The sequence below is a fragment of the Exiguobacterium sp. KKBO11 genome (assembly GCF_001644945.1).
Taxonomy (GTDB): domain Bacteria; phylum Bacillota; class Bacilli; order Exiguobacteriales; family Exiguobacteriaceae; genus Exiguobacterium_A; species Exiguobacterium_A abrahamii.
On record NZ_LUCU01000060.1, the window covers coordinates 1 to 18,938 of the forward strand.

The 18,938-nt window shown below is 48.0% G+C and carries 22 protein-coding genes and 2 rRNA genes; 23 read left to right on the forward strand and 1 reads right to left on the reverse strand.

Annotated elements, in window-relative coordinates:
• From AYO36_RS16340 to rsmI, 11 genes are all read left to right on the forward strand, one after another.
• Window positions 1-173, forward strand: a 23S ribosomal RNA gene (locus tag AYO36_RS16340); the annotation flags it as partial.
• Between the two features lie 47 nt (window positions 174-220).
• Window positions 221-336: ribosomal RNA gene (gene rrf / locus AYO36_RS16345) — 5S ribosomal RNA — on the forward strand.
• A 69-nt stretch (window positions 337-405) separates the two neighbouring features.
• Complete coding sequence (locus AYO36_RS16350) at window positions 406-1,824, forward strand: aminotransferase class I/II-fold pyridoxal phosphate-dependent enzyme (RefSeq protein WP_064301039.1); 1,419 nt, start codon at window positions 406-408, stop codon at window positions 1,822-1,824.
• A complete protein-coding gene (tmk, locus tag AYO36_RS16355; RefSeq protein WP_064301040.1) occupies window positions 1,821-2,459 on the forward strand; it encodes a dTMP kinase in 639 nt (212 codons plus the stop codon). The genes AYO36_RS16350 and tmk overlap by 4 nt, the downstream gene beginning before the upstream one ends.
• Window positions 2,456-2,785, forward strand: a complete 330-nt coding sequence (locus tag AYO36_RS16360; RefSeq protein ID WP_023466519.1) for a cyclic-di-AMP receptor — start codon at window positions 2,456-2,458, stop codon at window positions 2,783-2,785. Before tmk ends, AYO36_RS16360 begins: the two co-directional genes overlap by 4 nt.
• Window positions 2,785-3,777, forward strand: coding sequence for a DNA polymerase (locus tag AYO36_RS16365; RefSeq protein WP_050677360.1), 993 nt, complete (start codon window positions 2,785-2,787; stop codon window positions 3,775-3,777). The genes AYO36_RS16360 and AYO36_RS16365 overlap by 1 nt, the downstream gene beginning before the upstream one ends.
• Before the next feature lie 6 nt (window positions 3,778-3,783).
• A complete protein-coding gene (locus tag AYO36_RS16370; protein WP_029343044.1) occupies window positions 3,784-4,614 on the forward strand; it encodes a PSP1 domain-containing protein in 831 nt (276 codons plus the stop codon).
• Between the two features lie 8 nt (window positions 4,615-4,622).
• Entirely contained in the window at window positions 4,623-4,973 is a 351-nt protein-coding gene (yabA, locus tag AYO36_RS16375; protein ID WP_119182633.1) for a DNA replication initiation control protein YabA, read from the forward strand.
• Between the two features lie 51 nt (window positions 4,974-5,024).
• Complete coding sequence (locus AYO36_RS16380) at window positions 5,025-5,762, forward strand: tRNA1(Val) (adenine(37)-N6)-methyltransferase (protein WP_064301041.1); 738 nt, start codon at window positions 5,025-5,027, stop codon at window positions 5,760-5,762.
• On the forward strand, window positions 5,755-6,009 hold the full coding sequence (locus tag AYO36_RS16385; protein ID WP_023466528.1) for a GIY-YIG nuclease family protein: 255 nt from the start codon (window positions 5,755-5,757) through the stop codon (window positions 6,007-6,009). Before AYO36_RS16380 ends, AYO36_RS16385 begins: the two co-directional genes overlap by 8 nt.
• Window positions 6,006-6,863 carry a 16S rRNA (cytidine(1402)-2'-O)-methyltransferase gene (rsmI, locus tag AYO36_RS16390; RefSeq protein WP_064301042.1) on the forward strand — a complete coding sequence of 286 codons (858 nt, stop codon included), beginning with the start codon at window positions 6,006-6,008 and terminating at the stop codon, window positions 6,861-6,863. Before AYO36_RS16385 ends, rsmI begins: the two co-directional genes overlap by 4 nt.
• Window positions 6,864-6,898: 35 nt before the next feature.
• On the opposite strand, the gene AYO36_RS16395 is transcribed toward rsmI, so the two are convergent.
• Window positions 6,899-7,195 (reverse strand): transition state genes transcriptional regulator AbrB, encoded by a 297-nt coding sequence (locus tag AYO36_RS16395; protein ID WP_023466531.1) that lies wholly within the window; start codon window positions 7,193-7,195, stop codon window positions 6,899-6,901.
• 324 nt (window positions 7,196-7,519) lie between these two features.
• Here AYO36_RS16395 and metG point away from each other — a divergent pair, with 324 nt between their 5' ends.
• From metG to pth, 12 genes are all read left to right on the forward strand, one after another.
• The gene (gene metG, locus AYO36_RS16400) at window positions 7,520-9,499 is read left to right on the forward strand and encodes a methionine--tRNA ligase (RefSeq protein ID WP_255359393.1); all 1,980 of its coding nucleotides are present in this window, start codon (window positions 7,520-7,522) and stop codon (window positions 9,497-9,499) included.
• Between the two features lie 59 nt (window positions 9,500-9,558).
• Window positions 9,559-10,326, forward strand: a complete 768-nt coding sequence (locus AYO36_RS16405) for a TatD family hydrolase (protein ID WP_023466535.1) — start codon at window positions 9,559-9,561, stop codon at window positions 10,324-10,326.
• On the forward strand, window positions 10,323-11,594 hold the full coding sequence (locus AYO36_RS17160) for a 3D domain-containing protein (protein WP_064301044.1): 1,272 nt from the start codon (window positions 10,323-10,325) through the stop codon (window positions 11,592-11,594). The genes AYO36_RS16405 and AYO36_RS17160 overlap by 4 nt, the downstream gene beginning before the upstream one ends.
• A 66-nt stretch (window positions 11,595-11,660) precedes the next feature.
• Window positions 11,661-12,218: a ribonuclease M5 gene (gene rnmV, locus AYO36_RS16415; protein WP_064301045.1), complete on the forward strand. Its 558-nt coding sequence runs from the start codon at window positions 11,661-11,663 to the stop codon at window positions 12,216-12,218.
• Window positions 12,215-13,093 (forward strand): 16S rRNA (adenine(1518)-N(6)/adenine(1519)-N(6))-dimethyltransferase RsmA, encoded by an 879-nt coding sequence (rsmA, locus tag AYO36_RS16420; RefSeq protein ID WP_023466540.1) that lies wholly within the window; start codon window positions 12,215-12,217, stop codon window positions 13,091-13,093. Before rnmV ends, rsmA begins: the two co-directional genes overlap by 4 nt.
• 84 nt (window positions 13,094-13,177) lie before the next feature.
• On the forward strand, window positions 13,178-13,417 hold the full coding sequence (locus AYO36_RS16425) for a Veg family protein (protein ID WP_012368950.1): 240 nt from the start codon (window positions 13,178-13,180) through the stop codon (window positions 13,415-13,417).
• Window positions 13,418-13,512: 95 nt separating this feature from the next.
• Window positions 13,513-14,373, forward strand: coding sequence for a 4-(cytidine 5'-diphospho)-2-C-methyl-D-erythritol kinase (gene ispE / locus AYO36_RS16430; protein ID WP_023466542.1), 861 nt, complete (start codon window positions 13,513-13,515; stop codon window positions 14,371-14,373).
• 69 nt (window positions 14,374-14,442) lie between these two features.
• Window positions 14,443-15,282 carry a pur operon repressor gene (gene purR / locus AYO36_RS16435; RefSeq protein WP_023466544.1) on the forward strand — a complete coding sequence of 280 codons (840 nt, stop codon included), beginning with the start codon at window positions 14,443-14,445 and terminating at the stop codon, window positions 15,280-15,282.
• Window positions 15,283-15,440: 158 nt separating this feature from the next.
• A complete protein-coding gene (spoVG, locus tag AYO36_RS16440) occupies window positions 15,441-15,752 on the forward strand; it encodes a septation regulator SpoVG (RefSeq protein WP_064301046.1) in 312 nt (103 codons plus the stop codon).
• Between the two features lie 167 nt (window positions 15,753-15,919).
• Window positions 15,920-17,269: a bifunctional UDP-N-acetylglucosamine diphosphorylase/glucosamine-1-phosphate N-acetyltransferase GlmU gene (gene glmU / locus AYO36_RS16445; RefSeq protein ID WP_064301047.1), complete on the forward strand. Its 1,350-nt coding sequence runs from the start codon at window positions 15,920-15,922 to the stop codon at window positions 17,267-17,269.
• A 55-nt stretch (window positions 17,270-17,324) separates the two neighbouring features.
• Window positions 17,325-18,281 (forward strand): ribose-phosphate diphosphokinase, encoded by a 957-nt coding sequence (locus AYO36_RS16450; RefSeq protein WP_012368955.1) that lies wholly within the window; start codon window positions 17,325-17,327, stop codon window positions 18,279-18,281.
• A gap of 88 nt (window positions 18,282-18,369) precedes the next feature.
• Window positions 18,370-18,927, forward strand: a complete 558-nt coding sequence (pth, locus tag AYO36_RS16455) for an aminoacyl-tRNA hydrolase (protein ID WP_023466549.1) — start codon at window positions 18,370-18,372, stop codon at window positions 18,925-18,927.
• The last annotated feature ends 11 nt before the right edge of the window (window positions 18,928-18,938 follow it).

Here is an 18,938-nt window from a genome sequence, read left to right on the forward strand (position 1 = left end):
GTGCGGACGGGATAAATGCTGAAAGCATCTAAGCATGAAGCCCCCTCCAAGATGAGATTTCCCTTTGAGTAATCAAGAAAGACCCCTCAGAGACGATGAGGTAGATAGGTCACGGGTGGAAGCATGGCGACATGTGGAGCTGAGTGATACTAATCGGTCGAGGCCTTGTTCTAGCAGATGCTTGTTGATGACTTCAGTTTTGAGGGCGCGAGCCCAATCGTCTGGTGACGATAGCCAAGTGGTCACACCCGTTCCCATGCCGAACACGGAAGTTAAGCACTTGAACGCCGAAAGTAGTTGGGGGCTTCCCCCTGTGAGGATAGGACGTTGCCAGGCACTTGACCGATCTGCAAATTGCAGGTCGGTCTTTTTGTGTAATCATTTTAGAGGAAAAGGAGTTTTTTCATGAAACACGAACTTCCTATTGTACATGCACTTCAACGCCATTTAGATCGAACGCCCATCTCATGGCATGTTCCTGGTCATAAGAATGGAACATTGACACATCTTCCTGACTTCTTTAAATGGGACGTCACAGAATTACCTGGTCTAGATGATTTTCATCATCCGGAAGAGGCCATTGCAGACGCGATAGCTTTGCTACAAAAAGTCTACGGTGCAAAAGCGAGTCATTTCCTTGTGAATGGTTCGACCGTTGGGAACTGGGCGATGCTTGCCGCTACAGCAACAAGAGGAGAGCGTGTTTATGTACAGCGTAATTCCCATAAATCGGTGTTCAATGCGTTAGAATGGCTGAGGATCGAACCGATCTTTCTAGAACCAGACATCCATGAGGAAACGGGAATCAGTGGACATGTTTCACGTGAAACATTAAAGGAAGCGTTTACGAAATACCCAGGAGGAGTCGGCGTGTTTATCACTTCACCGACCTATTACGGGGAAGCAGCTGATATCACGTCACTCGTTCAGCTCACAGCATCGCACGGGCTCCCTTTATTAGTGGATGAAGCACATGGCGCACACTTCGGTGAAGCATTTGGTGTACGCTCTGCATTTGAATTAGGAGCAACCGCTGTTGTCCAGTCTGCTCATAAAACACTTCCAGCACTGACGATGGGAGCATGGATGCATGAGCGATTTTCGGAAAAGATGAGAAGGAAGTTACAGCGAGCGCTTCAAGCGTTTCAGACTTCGAGTCCTTCATATTTACTGCTGGCTTCATTAGATTACGCCCGTTCCTATCGTGAACAATGGACAGTTAGAGGTATGTCAGAAGTTCAAGCTAGTCATAATGCATTCATCGAAGCACTTCAACGGTTTGATCATATGACGGTTCTGCGATTCGATGATTGGTCACGGATGACATTAACGTATGAGGGATATTCAGGAGATTCGTTGCTGCACGCGTTACGAGCTGTTCAACTCGATGCAGAATTTGCTTTAGGAGATCACGTCGTCTGTATTTTGCCACTTCGTCCGCTAGCAAAGTCTGAGCAGAATGACTGGGTCCACCGTGTCGAACGAGCCATTCAAATGATGAAATCAGAAGGAATTCCTTTGAAAAGGTATATCGAGCAACCAATTATGGGTAAAATACAGGTATCTGCTTTAGCTTGTTCTTATGAACAGTTAGAACAAGCAACAGGTATGTTCCGTCAGCTGGATGAGTGTATCGGTCATGTTTCACTCGAAACGATTATTCCGTACCCGCCCGGCATTCCGTTGATCGTCAGAGGCGAACGCATTACGGCGGAACAGGTACTACGTTTACGACATTATCAAACCGTAGCCGTTCATTTGCAAGGGGGCGAACAATTGCAACGAGGAGCGTTACGCGTCATAGAGGAAGGGTTTGAAGGATGAAAGGTACGTTCATTACTGTCGAAGGACCAGATGGTGCCGGTAAAACGACACAACTACAATTGCTTAGTGATGTGTTAAAAGAAAAAGGCTATAACGTCATGACGACCCGTGAGCCAGGTGGCACACGCGTTGGGAACGAAATTCGTTCGTTGATTTTGAATCCTGATTTTGAAGAGATGAAAGAGATGACAGAAATTCTGTTGTATGCAGCGTCTCGTGCCCAGCATGTCGAGGAATTGATTCGACCGGCGTTAGAGGCAGGCACAATCGTTTTATGTGACCGATTCGTTGATGCGTCACTTGCGTATCAAGGGTATGGTCTTGGACATCCGATTGATCTCGTGCGTCAAATCAATGATTCTGCAACAGGTGGGTTAGCGCCAGACCGAACGTATTTATTTGATTTAACGGTAACGGATTCTAAAAAACGAATGATGGACCGGGGAGCACTTGATCGAATCGAGCAGCGAGATGATGCGTTTCGTGCCCGCGTCTATGAAGGTTTCCAACAGATTGCAATATCGGATCCGGAACGGGTGCAGATCGTACAAGCCAATCGATCGATTGAAGCGATTCATCAGGACTTAGTGGAAGATGTCATTACGTATTTAGAAGAAAAGGAGAGATTCTCATGAAAATGGTCATTACGATCGTTCAAGATAAAGATAGCTTACGTTTGGCGGAAGCACTTGTCGAGCATGATTTCCGAGCAACGAAACTAGCAACGACAGGTGGTTTTCTTAAAGAAGGGAACACGACGTTCATGATTGGTGTACAGAGTGAGCGTCTCGATGATTTGTTGCGATTGATCAAAAAGAACTGTTCAAGCCGCGAACAGATGGTTTCTCCAATCTCACCAATGGGTGGTCATGCCGATTCGTATATCCCGTACCCTGTTGAAGTCCAGGTAGGCGGGGCAACGGTCTTCGTCTTACCAATCGAAGGGTTTCATCAATTCTGATGCAGACGTTTCATGAATTGGAACAGACACAATCGGTCATTTCGACGATTCTTCAAAATTCGTTACGAAACGATCGAATCAATCACGCTTATATCTTCACCGGAGACTATGAGCCGCTTCTACTTGAAGCGGCTCACTTGTTCGCGAAAAGCCTTTTTTGTGAGGCCCCGGTTGATGTAGAGCCATGTGGTGTCTGTCGTAGCTGTCGGCGAATGGAAAGTGGCAACTTGGTCGATTATTATGAAATCGAACCAGATGGCGCGACCATCAAAAAAGAACAGATTCAACAATTGATGCATGATCTCTCACTCCGAGGACTCGAAGGCGATCGTCAGATTTATGTCATTACCCAGTCCCATAAGATGACTCCCCAGGCAGCAAACAGTTTGCTGAAGTTCTTTGAGGAACCAGGAGAAGGAAAAGTGGCATTATTGTTGACGAATCAACCCCAGCTCCTTTTACCGACGATTCGATCGCGGGGACAGTTATTAAGTTTTCGTCCGGCGGATCGTCAAATGATTGGCGAGGTTTTATCTGAAAAAACGGGACGGGACCACGAGTTGACGCAATTGGCAGCGCGTGTCTATCCAAAAGTCGAGGATGCAGAAGAAGCATTACTCGAAGACTGGTTTGTAAATGCGCGAGCGTCAGTGTTACAATTGATGGAGGAATTAGCGAATCGTCCGGCTGATTTACCACTGTTCGTACAAGAGAAATGGATGGGACAATTCAAGAACCGTCAGGATGTCCGAATCGGTCTTGAACTCGTCACCTGTTTCTTTGAGGATGTCTTACGTCTGAAACTGAATCCGGCGTGGGAAGGTATGACCTATACGAATAGTAAACCCCAACTTGAACAGATGGGGTCCAAGAGCCAGACGACGATCACCCGCTGGTTGCAAGCTGTGCTTGCCGCAGTAAGACGGGTCGAAGCGAATGTTAATCCCCAATTAACAGTTGAGCGTCTCATGTTTGACTTACAGAAAGGGTAGAGCGACATGCTAGAAGTAGTAGGCGTTCGCTTTAAAGAAGCGGGCAAAATTTATTATTTTGCACCTGGACAAGAGTCATTATCACGAGGACAAGCAGTCATCGTTGAGACGGTACGGGGCATTGAATATGGCGAAGTGGTCATCGCCGATAAACAAATGGACGAAGAAGATGTGGTGTTGCCACTGAAATCCATTCTTCGGATTGCTGACGATAAGGATGCAATGATCGTCCGCGAAAATAAAGTCGCAGCGCTTGATGCGCATGCGGTATGTGTCGAAAAAATCCGTGAACATAAACTCGATATGAAATTGGTCGATGTCGAGTACACGTTTGACCGTAATAAGGTCATCTTCTACTTCACGGCAGAAGGACGTGTTGATTTCCGTGAGCTCGTCAAAGATTTAGCGGCGGTCTTCCGGACGCGTATCGAACTCCGTCAAATCGGTGTTCGGGATGAAGCGAAGTTACTGGGAGGCATCGGTCCGTGTGGTCGTGTCTTATGTTGTTCATCTTTCCTCGGTGAGTTCGAACCGGTTTCGATCAAGATGGCAAAAGATCAAAACCTGTCGTTGAATCCGACGAAGATTTCAGGAGTATGTGGTCGTTTGATGTGCTGCCTGAAATACGAGAACGATACGTATGAAGAAATGCGCCGTGATTTGCCGGACTACGGAAAACGTTTGACAGTACCTGAAGGCGAAGGACGCGTCGTTGGTTTGAACATCCTCGATCAAGTCGTTCAAATCGAACTGAAGGATCGTTCCCGCGTCTTGACGTATTCAATGGAAGAACTATTATCCGTTGGTGCCGTAAAACCAAAACGACCAAAAGAATAACGGGGTGCATACGCGTGGAGAGAGTCGATAAAAAAGAAATCATTACGCGTGTCGATGCGATTGAGCAACAGATTCATTTGCTGACTGAGCATCTGAGCGTGTTAAAGGATCAGCTGGCTTACATGATGGAAGAGAACCAACATCTGTATCTGGAGAATCATCATCTTCGGGAAAAAGTCGAACGCGATGAACAACAGCCGGTCACGGAAGCGGAAGAAGCGGAAGCGGGCGTCGGTGCGGGCTACGATAATCTCGGACGATTGTACCAGGAAGGGTTCCACATCTGTAACTTGCATTATGGACAAGTACGAAAAGACGGCGATTGTCTCTTTTGCTTATCCATGTTAACGAAACATTGAGAGGCTGACTTCTACATGAGTCAGTCTTTTTTTCGGAAAGGAAGGCACGACATGTTTGAACTATTACCAGACGAACGACTTGATTATCTCTTAGGACAGGAAGGGAAGATCATTCAAAGTCCATCCGTCTTCTCGTATTCACTCGACGCGGCACTGCTCGCACGATTTGCGTGGGTCCCGATTCAACAGGGACGGATTGCCGATCTCTGTTCAGGAAACGGTGCAATTCCACTCTTTTTATCCTACCGGACGAAAGGGCAGATCACGGGTCTTGAAATCCAGCCGCGACTAGCGGAGATGGCACGACGGAGCGTCACCTTGAATGAACTGAACGACCGGATTGAGATGATTGAAGGGGACGTCAAAGAGGCGGGTACGCGTCTTGGATACGGCATCTATGATGCTGTCACCTGTAATCCCCCTTATTTTTTAGCAAACGAGACATCGAACCAAAACCAAAGTGAACATTATACGATTGCAAGACATGAAGTTCTCTGTACCCTTGAAGACTGCATTCGAGGTGCATCTGATTTGTTGAAACAAGGCGGAAAGGCAGCGTTCGTTCATCGACCGGAACGACTGCTCGATATCGTTACCTTGATGCGGACGTATCGCTTGGAACCGAAACGGATGCAGCTGATTTATCCGAAAGCAGGGAAGGAAGCAAACATGCTGTTGATCGAGGGGATCAAGGATGCAAAACCTGGACTGAAGGTGCTTCCCCCGTTCATCGTCTATGAAGCGAACAACTCGTATGCGGCTCAGATGAAGGAACTGTTCAATGTCTGAGCATGCAGTCTATATCGTTCGTTGCCAAGATGATACGTATTATACGGGTTACGCTGTAGACGTCACGCAACGCATCGCGACACATAACGCAGGTAAGGGTGCGAAGTATACACGTGCCCGTCTACCGGTCGTCCTCGTTCATCAGGAGGTTTTTGCGACGAAGTCAGAGGCAATGAAGCGGGAATATGCGATTAAACAATTAACCCGTTCACAAAAAGAACGGTTGATTCAAGGAGGAACCTCATGAAAGCGACGAGTAGCTATCAACAGCAAGGAGCCGGTCTCTATATCGTCCCGACACCAATCGGCAATTTAGAAGACATGACGTATCGGGCCGTCCGGATCTTACAGGAATCCGATATCGTCGCAGCAGAAGATACCCGGCAGACGATGAAACTGTTTCGGCACTTTTCGATTGAGACAAAGCTTGTCAGTTATCATGAACACAATAAACAAACAAGCGGCGAACGACTCCTCGCTGATTTAGAGGCAGGAAAGCAAATCGCCCTCGTCTCCGACGCCGGTATGCCCGGTATCTCGGACCCGGGAAGCGACTTGATCCGTCAAGCGATTGCAGCAGACATTCCTGTCATCGTTCTTCCGGGTGCGAACGCTGCGTTGACCGCTCTTGTCGCGTCCGGATTATCGACGGAACGCTTTTTATATTACGGCTTTTTGCCACGGAAGAAAAAAGAACGTCGCGAAGCGTTGGAGCAATTGAAATACGAAACCGGAACGCTCATCTTTTATGAAGCACCACATCGATTGAAAGAGATGTTGCAAGGGATCGAGGAAGTACTCGGTGATCGCCAGGTGACGTTAGCCCGGGAATTAACAAAACGGTACGAGGAGTACATTCGGGGAAGCGTGAGTGAATTACGTGCTTGGGCAGCAGAAGACGTTCGAGGTGAGTTCGTCGTTCTTGTCGAAGGGTCAAACGAAGAACGACCGGATGCGGTCATTCAAGACAGTGATCCACTCGAGCAAATCCGTCGGTATATCGAAGAAGGCGAAAAGCCGAACGCGGCGTTGAAGCGTGTCGCCAAGGAACGGGGACTGGATCGTCAGGAACTATACCTTGCGTTTCACGAAGCAGATTAAAAAAAGGAAGCCCCGTCAGGAGCTTCCTTTTTTCCTTATTCGTTGCTTGCGTAATGACGATCGAGGAAATCTTTTAATTCAACGAGAACGCGTTGTGCGCCATCTGGTGAAAGAATCAATTTACCATCAGCCAATTTGAAGTTATCTTCTGATACTTCTCCTGTGACTTGGCAAGTCATGTTTGGTTTATATTTTTTAAGGATGATCTGTTCGTTGTCGACATAAATCTCGAGGGCATCCTTTTCTGCAATTTGAAGTGTACGGCGTAATTCGATTGGAATTACGACACGACCGAGCTCGTCTACTTTACGTACAATACCTGTTGATTTCATTTTGTTGTTCCTCCTTTGATGTCATGGATCTCTTTTTCTTTTGAAAAATCGTCAAAATTCGACATCGTTTCTATAGAATGTAGAATACTAGACTTTCCAAAAGTAGTCAACCAATCTGAATAGCTTGAAATCAAAATGTCATTTATTTCTCAAAAACACCATATTTGAAACGATTTATTAATACATTTTCCCTTTTTAAAGGAAATGAAACTATAGAGTGTGTTTTTTTGTAATTTGATGTCTGATGTCAAAAAATGTTTCGATTCGACAAAAAGTGAGTTTCGACATCAGTCCCGTAACAGCGTATAATAGCCTATAATGAAGATGGAAATCAGAGAACGGAGGAATAACATGGCAAAGACATTTTATATCACGACCCCGATTTATTATCCAAGTGCAAAACTACATATCGGTCACGCGTACACGACGGTGGCTGGAGATGCGATGGCACGGTACAAACGACTTCAAGGATTCGACGTCCGGTATTTGACAGGTAGCGATGAGCACGGCCAAAAGATCCAGGAAAAAGCAGCAGAAGCAGGGATTTCGGAACAGGCATTCGTCGACGGTGTCGTCGAACAGATTAAAGTCTTATGGGATCGTCTCGACATCTCGTACGATGATTATATCCGGACGACAGAACCACGTCACAAGAAAGTCGTCGAAAAAGTGTTCGAGACACTTCTTGAATCAGGCGATATCTATCTAGGTGAATACGAAGGATGGTATTCGATTCCGGATGAGACGTACTATACGGAATCACAACTCGTCGATGGGAAGAGCCCTGACAGTGGACACCCGGTCGAACTCGTTCGCGAAGAATGTTACTTCTTCCGGATCAGCAAGTACGCGGATCGTCTGCTTGAGTACTTTGAAGCGAATCCGTCATTCATCTTGCCAGAATCACGTAAACACGAAATGATCAATAACTTCATTAAACCAGGTCTTCAAGACTTAGCGGTCTCACGGACGACATTCAACTGGGGTGTACAAGTCCCGTCGAATCCAAAACACGTCGTCTACGTCTGGATCGATGCGTTGACGAACTACATCTCGTCACTCGGTTACGGTACGGACGATCACGGTAACTTCGATAAGTACTGGCCAGCAGATGTCCATCTCGTCGGAAAAGAAATCGTTCGTTTCCACACGATCATTTGGCCGGCACTCTTGATGGCGCTTGACCTTCCATTACCGAAGAAAGTCTTCGCACATGGTTGGTTGTTGATGAAAGACGGAAAAATGTCGAAATCAAAAGGAAACGTCGTCGATCCGATTCCATTGACGGATCGCTACGGTCTCGACGCCCTTCGTTACTACCTCTTACGAGAAGTGCCATTCGGTTCGGACGGTATGTTCACACCTGAAGCATTCGTTGAGCGGATGAACTACGATTTAGCGAACGATCTCGGGAACTTACTCAACCGGACGATCGCGATGGTCACGAAATACTTTGATGGTGAGATCCCAGCCTATAAAGGTAACGTGACACCGTTTGATGCGACACTGTCGGATCTTGCAAAAGAAACGGTCACGAAAGTCGAAGCATCGATGGAACACATGGAATTCTCTGTCGTACTGTCGAACATTTGGCAATTGATCAGCCGTGCCAATAAATATATTGATGAGACACAACCGTGGGTGCTTGCAAAAGACGAATCCAAAACGGCGGAACTCGGTTCTGTCATGGTGCATCTCGTCGGCGTCTTGCGTCACGTGGCGATCATGTTGCAACCGTTCATGACGCGTTCACCCAAAGAGATCTTCGCGCAACTGGGTCTCTCTGGACAAGCGATGGACTGGGCAGCGCTCAAGAAATTCGCAGACATCACACCAGGAACAAAAGTCGGTACAGCGACACCGATTTTCCCACGTCTCGACGTCAAAGAAGAAGTCGAAGCAATCGTCGACATGATGCGTCAAGCTTCTGCAGCACGTGTTGAGGAAGAAGAAGTTGAAGAAGAAGACGAAGATATTCGTCCAGAAACGACAATCGATGTCTTTGACCAGATCGAATTACGTGTCGGTGAAGTCGTGACGGCTGAAAAGATCAAAAAGGCGAAAAAACTATTGAAGCTACAAGTCGATATGGGCAAAGAAACACGCCAAATCGTCTCTGGTATCGCTCAGTGGTATGAGCCGGAAGATTTAGTCGGACGAAAAGTCATCGTCGTGGCGAACTTAAAACCGGTCACGTTACGTGGCGAACTCTCACAAGGAATGGTCCTTGCTGCTGAAAAAGCAGGAAAACTTGAACTAGCGACGGTCCCGTCAACGATGGCGAACGGCGCAAGCGTAAAATAAAACCGATGCCTGTGGACTTCATGTCACAGGCATTTTTTTAAAGAAGGAGTCGAACAGCTATGTTAATCGATACACACACTCACTTGAATGCAGACCAATTTGCGGACGACGTCCACGAGACGATCGAGCGGGCACGCGCGAACGGTGTCTCACCGATGATCGTCGTCGGATTTGATCACAAGACGATTGATCGTGCGATGGAACTCGTCGAAGCGTACGATGATCTTTATGCGGTCATCGGCTGGCATCCCGTCGACTCGATTGATTTTGACGAGGAAGCGTACCAAAAGGTCGAACGGTTGATGGATCACGAAAAAGTCGTTGCGCTCGGAGAAATTGGGCTCGATTATCACTGGGATACGTCACCGAAAGATGTGCAGCAAGAAGCTTTCCGCAAACAGATCCGTCTCGCGAAGCAGAAGAAAAAACCGATCGTCATCCATAACCGGGAAGCGACAGAAGATACGTTACGGATCCTTGAAGAAGAGGATGCAAAAGAAGTCGGAGGGATTCTGCATAGCTACAGCATGAGTGCTGAATTATTACCACGATGCCTGGCGATGAACTTCTACATTTCACTCGGAGGTCCCGTTACGTTCAAGAATGCGAAGATGCCGAAACGTGTCGCGCAGGAAGTCCCGCTCGATCGTCTACTCGTTGAGACGGATTGTCCGTACCTGACACCGACACCGCACCGCGGTAAACGCAACGAACCGGCTTACGTCCGATTCGTCGCCGAAGAGATCGCGCAGCTCCGTGGCATGATGTACGCTGACGTCGAAGCAGCGACGACGGAAAATGCAAAACGGGTCTTCCGTTTGCCATGATGCGTTCGTTGACGTTCATTACGATCGGGTGCAGCCTACTACTTGCGGCTGCACTCGTCTATGGGATGATGGATCATCCACAAACCGTGACTGTCTTGATTGATGGTCAAGAACAACAAATTGAAACGACAGCTGACTCTGTTTATGGAGCACTTGAAGAAGCCGGTATTACGACGCGTGACAATGATGTGATTGAACCGGCACTCAGTGCCGACCTGCCGGAAAAACGATTGATCGTCATTCAGCGGGCGAAAGAAATCACGCTGATCATGGGCTACGGTGAGTCCCGTCGCGTTCGAACGCAAGCACGCCAAGTAAAGGATTTGCTTGCAGAACGCGGCATCAAAAAAGCGGATACCGATGATATTTATCCGTCGTCTGACGCTGTGTTGACGAACGGAATGACGGTGCGGTACCGGGAAGCTTTTCCCGTTGATCTCGTCGTTGGTGGAAAAGCCCGACAAATCTACACGTATGAGACGTCAGTTCGGGAATTGTTAGCACGGGAAGGAATCCGTCTGCAAAAGGAAGACCGGGTCGCTCCGGATCCCGATACCCGCGTGACGGAAGGAACGTTGATCACGGTCAACACGACACGTCGTGCGACGTTGACGCAGGAACAGCTCGTGCCGTTTGAGATCGAAGAAGTCGAGGATCCAACTTTACCGGAAGGCGAACAACTCGTGACGGCATCAGGTCGTCCGGGTGTCCGAACGAAAAAGTATCAATTAACGCTCGCTGACGGTCTCAGTAAAGAGAAAAAACTGATTGGTGATCAAGTGACACAGACACCTGTCAAACAAGTCGTCAAAGTCGGGACAAAACCAATCGAGACGCCTACTGAAGCACCCGTCTTTAACGAAGAACAGGCGACGAATCCACTAACGGAAACACCAAAAGCCGATGCAGACCTTGATTTTTCGAGTGCGAAGAGTTTGATGGTCGAAGCGACGGCGTATACGAACGACCCAGCTTCGAACGGCAGTCGTTTGTACAACGGACGTGCCTTGACCGCGACCGGGTATGACGTGACGGATACGATCACCTATCAAGGGATGCCGATCATCGCGGTTGATCCGAAAGTCATTCCGCTCGGAACGAAAGTCTACGTCGAAGGAGTGGGGCTTGCGATCGCTCTCGATACCGGTGGCGCCATCAAAGGCAATAAGATCGATGTCTTGGTCGACGGAGAACAAACAGCGAAGACGTTCGGTCGAAAACAACTGCAAGTTTGGGTCATTCCTAGTGCAACGGAAGCGGACACGTGACGCTTCCTTGTTTTTTTCGTGGAAACAGGTACAATTACGAGAGTGTTTGAAGAAGGTGGAGAGATCATGCGGAAACGCTTAAAAGAAGTCATCGTCGTCGAAGGACGAGATGATACGACACGATTACAAGAAGTCTTTGATGTCGATACAATTGAAACGAACGGCTCAGCCGTTAATGAACAAACGATGCAACGCATCGAGAAGGCACTGGAACGACGCGGTGTCATCATTTTCACGGATCCTGATTTTCCAGGAGATCGTATCCGTGCCCGAATCAATGAGCGCGTACCAGGCTGTAAACATGCCTATCTTCCGCGTGCTCAAGCAAAAGATAAACGAGGGAAAATCGGTGTAGAACATGCCTCACCTGCCGCAATCGAAGAGGCGCTCGCTGCTGTCTATGAGACGGAAGAAGCACCGATTGCTGAAGTGACACGTGAAATGATTCTAGCAGCCGATTTGATTGGTGGACCAGCAGCCTCGATCCGTCGTCGTCGTCTCGGTCAGATTCTTGCGATTGGTGAACCAAATGCAAAACAACTCGTCAAACGCGTCGCATCGATTCGGATCACGCGGGCGGAATGGGAAGCGGCGTTGAAACAATTAGAGGAGGAAGAAGTTTGAAAGACATTGCTACATTGCACCGGACGAAGGAAATTTTAGCGAAACATGGCTTTTCGTTTAAAAAATCGTTGGGACAAAACTTTTTAATCGATTTAAACGTATTAGGAAACATCGTCGGGGCAGCTGGATTAACGCCTGAAAGCGGCGTACTCGAGATCGGACCAGGAATCGGCTCATTGACGGAACAATCGGCGAAACAGGCGAAAAAAGTCGTCGCTCTTGAAATCGATCAGCGGTTGCTACCGATTCTTGACGATACACTTTCACCGTATCCTCATACAAAGGTCATTCACGGCGATGCTCTTGAACTTGATCTTTCGACGATCGTCGCAGAAGAGTTCACGCAAGAAGGCATCACTGATATTGCCGTCGTCGCGAACCTCCCGTATTACGTCACGACACCAATCATCATGAGGATTCTCGAAGCGAAAGCACCGTTTCGGACGCTCGTCATGATGATTCAAAAGGAAGTCGCTGAACGAATCGGTGCAAAACCGGGCACGAAAGCATACGGTTCTCTATCGATCGCGATTCAGTATTATGCGGAAGCTGAAGTCTGCTTCACGGTTCCAAAACAAGTCTTCATTCCGGCACCAAATGTCGATTCAGCAGTCATCCGTTTGAACATTCGAAAAGAGCCGGCGGTACAGACACAGGATGAGGCATTATTCTTCGAAATCGTCCGAGCAAGTTTTGCACAACGCCGGAAAACGATTTTGAACAACTTGACGACACACTTCGGGAAGACGGAAAAGGCGGCGGTCGAAGCGGCATTGTTGGAAGCTGGAATCGAACCACGTCGTCGCGGAGAAACGCTCAGCCTGCAGGAATTCGCACAGTTAGCGGATGCACTTTTGCCAATTAAAAAACGTTGACGGATACGATTAGAACAGATATAATATTTCCCCTTTCTAATATTTATTTAATATGCTATAATAAATATTAGTGAGGTGAAGCGTATGCCAAAGACGTTGAACGAAATCAGACATGTTTTCGAAACACATGTTGGTGAAAGACTGACGCTAAAAGCAAGCGGCGGTCGTAAAAAGGTCGTAACCCGAATCGGAACGCTCGTTGAGACGTATCCTTCGGTGTTTGTAGTCAAGCTAGACGCAGAGCGCCACAATGTCGAGCGAGTTTCTTATAGCTACGCCGACGTGCTAACAGACTCCGTACAAATCGAATTTGCGAATTCGTAAACTTACCTTCCGAAGCGGACAAAATGTTCGCTTCTTTTTTTGTGGAAAGGTTGATACAATTCCTACAGGAAACGAACTAGAGGAGGAACGGCACGATGACGATTATTGTAAAGGCTCCGGCCAAGATCAACCTAGTCCTGGATGCGACAGCAAAGCGCCCGGACGGCTATCACGATGTACATATGGTGATGACGACAGTCGATTTGGCAGACCGTCTAGAATTGACGGAGCTGCCGTCAGGAGAAATTCGAATGAATGCCCAGCATGCTTACGTTCCGAACGACGAACGTAATCTTGCGTATAAAGCAGCAGCGATCTTAAAAGAAAAATACGACGTCAAGACAGGGGTCGAAATCTTCTTAGAAAAACACATCCCGGTCGCAGCGGGACTTGCAGGTGGTTCTAGTGACGCAGCAGCGACATTACGTGGTTTGAACGAGTTATGGCAACTCGGTTTGACGCTTGAAGAGTTGGCGGAAGTCGGGGCAGCGGTTGGCTCTGACGTCCCATTTTGTGTCATGGGAGGAACGGCGATTGCAACGGGTCGCGGAGAGAAGCTAGAAAAACTTGTCTCACCACCCCCATGCTGGGTCGTTCTTGCTAAACCGACGATTGGTGTCTCGACGGCTGACGTCTATGGTGCCCTTGACTTGAACACGGCAAAACGTCCGAACGTCGAAGCGATGATCGATGCGGTGAAGGCGCAAGATTTCCAAGGCATTTGCCAGTCACTCGGTAATGTTCTCGAATCGGTCACGTTGCCGATGCACCCGGAAGTCGAGCAGATCAAGGAATTCATGGCGAGTTGTGGCGCAGAAGGCGTCTTGATGAGCGGAAGTGGTCCGACGGTCTTTGCGTTGACGGAACACGAGAATCGGGCACAACGTCTCTATAATGGATTACGCGGCTTTTGTAACGAAGTCTACGTCGTTCGTCTTTTAGGCGAAAACCATTGATAATATCCGTATGAAAATGATATATTCACTATTGAATATTCGGAATTACGGAGAGGTGGAACAAAACAAATGAAAATTCGGAGAAGTGGTCGATTGGTCGACATGACGCGGTACTTGCTTGACCATCCCCATCATCTCGTCTCATTGACGATTTTTGCAGAACGCTATAAATCGGCGAAATCGTCGATCAGTGAAGATTTAGATATCGTCAGCGAGATGTTAGAGCATGAGGGAACGGGTCGTCTCGTCACGGTACCAGGTGCTGCGGGTGGCGTCATGTTCATCCCGACGTGGAGCAGTAAGAAGGCGTTACCGTTCATCGACGATCTATGTGAGCGTGTCGCACGTCCAGATCGACTGTTGCCAGGGGGATACCTTTATTTGACGGACTTACTCGGGGATCCGAAGATGGTCAAACAAATGGGGCAAGTGTTTGCATCTGTCTTTAGCCAAAAGAAAGTCGATGTCGTCATGACAATCGCGACGAAAGGGATTCCACTTGCTTATGCGGTCGCTGAGCAACTGGGTGTGCCGTTCGTCATCGTGCGTTCGGATAGTCGCGTGACAGAAGGTTCAACGGTCAGTATCAACTATGTCTCAGGTTCTTCAAAAGCGATTCGGACGATGGCACTTGCGCGCCGGAGTTTACCACGTGGGGCGAACGTCTTATTGATCGATGACTTCATGAAAGCCGGCGGAACGATTCGCGGAATGATGAGTCTCTTGAGCGAGTTCGAAGCAAAGGTCGCAGGTGTGGGTGTCTTGATCGAGGCAGAGGGTGCCGAGAAGAAGATGGTCAACGAATACGTCAGCTTAATGAAATTAGCGGACGTCGACGTCGATCTTGGTCAAATTCAAGTCAAGCGTGGAAACGTCGATCACTATTTCTCGGAAGCAGAGACTACCTGAAATTGACAGCCGCATGGATTGTAACTATACTGTAATTATCAAACTTTTGGAAATTATGCGTAAAAAGATTGGGAAAGACTAAACCTTTGTTTGTTTTAAGCCGTAAGTAGAAGTAGACAACGAAGAGTTGTGACAACGGTTAAAGGGGTGCGGACAAAATGAACGTTACGGACGTTAAAATTCGTCGCGTCGTGGCAGAGGGTCGAATGAAAGCACTTGCCTCTATTACGCTCGACCACGAATTCGTGGTACATGATTTGCGTGTGATCGAAGGGAACAGTGGTCTCTTCGTCGCCATGCCAAGCAAACGAACGCAAGAAGGTATCTTCCGGGATGTCGCTCATCCAATCAATGCATTAATGCGAAAAAAGGTCGAAGATTCAGTACTCGAAGCCTATGCGGCACGTGAGGATCAAGAAGAAGGTCTCGGTTACGAAGTCTCTTCTGCCCAAACTACAGATCAAGCATAAGAAAAAGACAGGTTTTCTCTTCTTGGGAAAACCTGTCTTTTTTCTCGTTTTTTCCTCGATTCCGCTTCGTCCCATCATTGAATAACGATGCCATTTTCGTTATAGTTGGAACGAGTGTACTATTTCAGAACGAAATCAACACTAATTTACGTGGAGGAGCGACAAGGATGAATCATTTCGCGGTAATTCTAGCAGCGGGTAAAGGAACTCGGATGAAATCGAAGCTTTACAAAGTACTTCACCCAGTCGCTGGGAAACCTATGGTACAGCACGTCGTCGATCAATTAGCGACGCTCGGCGTCAAGCGACAGGTCGTCATCGTCGGTCACGGTGCGGAATCCGTCAAAGAAGTGCTTGGCACATCGGTGGAATACGCACTTCAAAGTGAGCAGCTTGGCACAGGTCATGCTGTTCAAATGGCAGAACCCGTACTCGGGAACGAACAGGGAGCAACACTCGTCGTCTGTGGCGATACACCACTCTTGACGAGCGAGACACTGTCTTCATTGTTACAACATCATACGGATACGAACGCAAAAGTGACTGTCTTGACGGCACTCGCTGACGATCCGACAGGTTACGGACGAATCGTGCGTGGCGAAGATGGAAACGTCTCGAAAATCGTCGAGCATAAGGATGCGAATGCAGAAGAACTTGCACTTCGGGAAATCAATACCGGTACGTATGTATTTGATAACGAGATGTTGTTCGCAACGCTGAAGCAGGTCAAGAACGATAACGCGCAAGGTGAGTATTACTTACCAGACGTGATTGAGATTGCTAAAGCAGCAGGCGAAACGATCGCAGCGTATGCGGCACCTACGTTCGAAGAGACAATCGGTGTCAACGATCGCGTCGCACTTGCGCAAGCGGAAACATCGATGCGTAAGCGGACGAACGAGTACTGGATGCGTCAGGGTGTCACATTCGTTGATCCGTCTTCGACGTATATCGGACCGGACGTCACGATTGGTTCAGATACTGTTCTTTATCCGGGAACGCAATTACTCGGTCAGACGGTCATTGGTTCAGAATGTACGATTGGTCCGAACTCGGATATCCGAAATAGTGAAGTGGCAGATGGTGCTATTGTTCGTCAATCCGTCGTCACGGATAGCAAGATTGGTCCAGCGGCACAAGTCGGTCCATTCGCGCATTTACGTCAACAAGCGGTTCTCGGTGCGAACACACGCGTCGGAAACTTCGTTGAGATCAAGAAATCAACATTCGGTGAAGGTAGCAAATCAGCCCACCTGAGCTATGTCGGAGATGCGACGATCGGAGAGAACGTCAATCTCGGTTGTGGATCAATCACGGTCAACTACGATGGAAAAAATAAATTCCAGACGATCATTGAAGACGATGCCTTCATCGGCTGTAACGTCAACTTGATTGCACCGGTCACGGTCGGCAAGAACGCCCTTGTTGCTGCCGGATCAACCGTCACGGATGATGTGCCGGAAAACGGTCTCGCGATCGCACGGGAACGTCAAACGACGAAACCTGATTATCGTTAATTCATTACTTGTCGCTCTACTCGTCTAAACCCAAACAAATGGAGGCCACCTACACATGTCTACTGTCTTAGAACATGAAATTCGTATTTTCGCACTCAACTCGAACAAACCACTGGCAGAGGAAATCGCTAAAGTCATCGGAATCCCGGTGAGCGAAAGTTCAGTCAAACACTTCAGTGATGGCGAAATTTCGATGAACATCGAAGAAAGTGTCCGAGGGGATGATATTTACATCATTCAATCGACAAGCCAACCAGTCAACGAAAACCTGATGGAACTTCTCATCATGATCGATGCACTGAAACGGGCGTCTGCACGGACAATCAACGTCGTCATTCCATATTACGGTTATGCGCGTCAAGACCGCAAAGCACGTTCACGTGAGCCAATCACGGCGAAACTCGTTGCGAACTTGCTTGAAGTAGCAGGAGCGACACGCGTCGTGACGATGGATCTCCATGCAGCACAAATCCAAGGGTTCTTCGATATTCCAGTAGATCAATTGATGGGTGTACCGCTTCTCGCTTCATACTTCGAGAAAAAGAACATCGATCCAAACGAACTCGTCATCGTTTCTCCAGACCATGGCGGTGTCACACGGGCACGTAAATTAGCAGAACAACTAAAAGCACCGATCGCGATCATCGACAAACGCCGTCCGAAACCGAACGTCGCAGAAGTCATGAACATCGTCGGTCAAGTCGATGGCAAGATTGCCATCATCATCGATGACATCATCGATACAGCGGGTACGATCACACTTGCAGCGAACGCTTTGATCGAAAACGGAGCGAAACAAGTCTATGCATGTTGTACACACCCTGTTCTTTCGGGTCCAGCAATGGAACGGATTGAGAACTCAGCGATCGAAGAACTCGTCGTCTTGAACACGATCGACTTGACACAACGCGAATGTGCAAGCAAAATCAAACAAATCTCTGTGGCACGCTTGCTTGCAGAAGCAATCATCCGTGTACACGAACAGAAATCAATCAGCCCGCTCTTCAGCTGATTGCTTGATGCATACGAACGACGTGGTCCGGTTTATTGAAATCGGACCCTTGTTCGTTTACTTTTTTTAATAGAAATGAGGAATCGATATGAAATGTATCGTCGGATTAGGGAATCCTGGAGCGAAGTATGCGAATACGCGCCACAACATCGGTTTTCTTGCGATTGATGCCTTAGCGGAGAAGCACGGGATCAAGCTTTCAGAATCGAAGTTTAAAGCCCTCTTCGGAACGGGAATGATAAACGGAGAACGTGTCGTGCTCGTCAAGCCATTGACGTATATGAACTTATCAGGTGAAGCGGTGCGACCGTTACTTGATTTCTATAAAATCGCGGTCGAAGATGTGCTCGTCATCTATGACGATCTGGACTTGCCGCTTGAGAAACTACGGTTGCGTTCAAAAGGCAGTGCAGGCGGTCATAACGGCGTCAAGTCGTTGATCCAGCACCTCGGTACGCAGGAGATCAAGCGCCTTAAGCTCGGCGTCGGTCGACCACCGGCACCCATCCAAGTCATTGACTGGGTGTTAATGAATTTTTCGAAGGCGGAGCAAGGAAGTCTGCAACACGTACTCAATGCGTCTGTCGATGTAGCGACGGACTTCATAGACACACCGTTTCTCGCTTTGATGAATCGGTATAACTGAACGCAACGCTT

Bases quoted from the DNA above. Each gene is read 5' to 3' on its own strand.
- AYO36_RS16350 (WP_064301039.1), top strand. From the start codon at position 406: ATGAAACACGAACTTCCTATTGTACATGCACTTCAACGCCATTTAGAT.
- tmk (WP_064301040.1), top strand. From the start codon at position 1,821: ATGAAAGGTACGTTCATTACTGTCGAAGGACCAGATGGTGCCGGTAAA.
- AYO36_RS16360 (WP_023466519.1), top strand. From the start codon at position 2,456: ATGAAAATGGTCATTACGATCGTTCAAGATAAAGATAGCTTACGTTTG.
- AYO36_RS16365 (WP_050677360.1), top strand. From the start codon at position 2,785: ATGCAGACGTTTCATGAATTGGAACAGACACAATCGGTCATTTCGACG.
- AYO36_RS16370 (WP_029343044.1), top strand. From the start codon at position 3,784: ATGCTAGAAGTAGTAGGCGTTCGCTTTAAAGAAGCGGGCAAAATTTAT.
- AYO36_RS16380 (WP_064301041.1), top strand. From the start codon at position 5,025: ATGTTTGAACTATTACCAGACGAACGACTTGATTATCTCTTAGGACAG.
- AYO36_RS16385 (WP_023466528.1), top strand. From the start codon at position 5,755: ATGTCTGAGCATGCAGTCTATATCGTTCGTTGCCAAGATGATACGTAT.
- rsmI (WP_064301042.1), top strand. From the start codon at position 6,006: ATGAAAGCGACGAGTAGCTATCAACAGCAAGGAGCCGGTCTCTATATC.
- AYO36_RS16395 (WP_023466531.1), bottom strand. From the start codon at position 7,195: ATGAAATCAACAGGTATTGTACGTAAAGTAGACGAGCTCGGTCGTGTC.
- metG (WP_255359393.1), top strand. From the start codon at position 7,520: ATGGAAATCAGAGAACGGAGGAATAACATGGCAAAGACATTTTATATC.
- AYO36_RS16405 (WP_023466535.1), top strand. From the start codon at position 9,559: ATGTTAATCGATACACACACTCACTTGAATGCAGACCAATTTGCGGAC.
- AYO36_RS17160 (WP_064301044.1), top strand. From the start codon at position 10,323: ATGATGCGTTCGTTGACGTTCATTACGATCGGGTGCAGCCTACTACTT.
- rnmV (WP_064301045.1), top strand. From the start codon at position 11,661: ATGCGGAAACGCTTAAAAGAAGTCATCGTCGTCGAAGGACGAGATGAT.
- AYO36_RS16425 (WP_012368950.1), top strand. From the start codon at position 13,178: ATGCCAAAGACGTTGAACGAAATCAGACATGTTTTCGAAACACATGTT.
- ispE (WP_023466542.1), top strand. From the start codon at position 13,513: ATGACGATTATTGTAAAGGCTCCGGCCAAGATCAACCTAGTCCTGGAT.
- purR (WP_023466544.1), top strand. From the start codon at position 14,443: ATGAAAATTCGGAGAAGTGGTCGATTGGTCGACATGACGCGGTACTTG.
- spoVG (WP_064301046.1), top strand. From the start codon at position 15,441: ATGAACGTTACGGACGTTAAAATTCGTCGCGTCGTGGCAGAGGGTCGA.
- glmU (WP_064301047.1), top strand. From the start codon at position 15,920: ATGAATCATTTCGCGGTAATTCTAGCAGCGGGTAAAGGAACTCGGATG.
- AYO36_RS16450 (WP_012368955.1), top strand. From the start codon at position 17,325: ATGTCTACTGTCTTAGAACATGAAATTCGTATTTTCGCACTCAACTCG.
- pth (WP_023466549.1), top strand. From the start codon at position 18,370: ATGAAATGTATCGTCGGATTAGGGAATCCTGGAGCGAAGTATGCGAAT.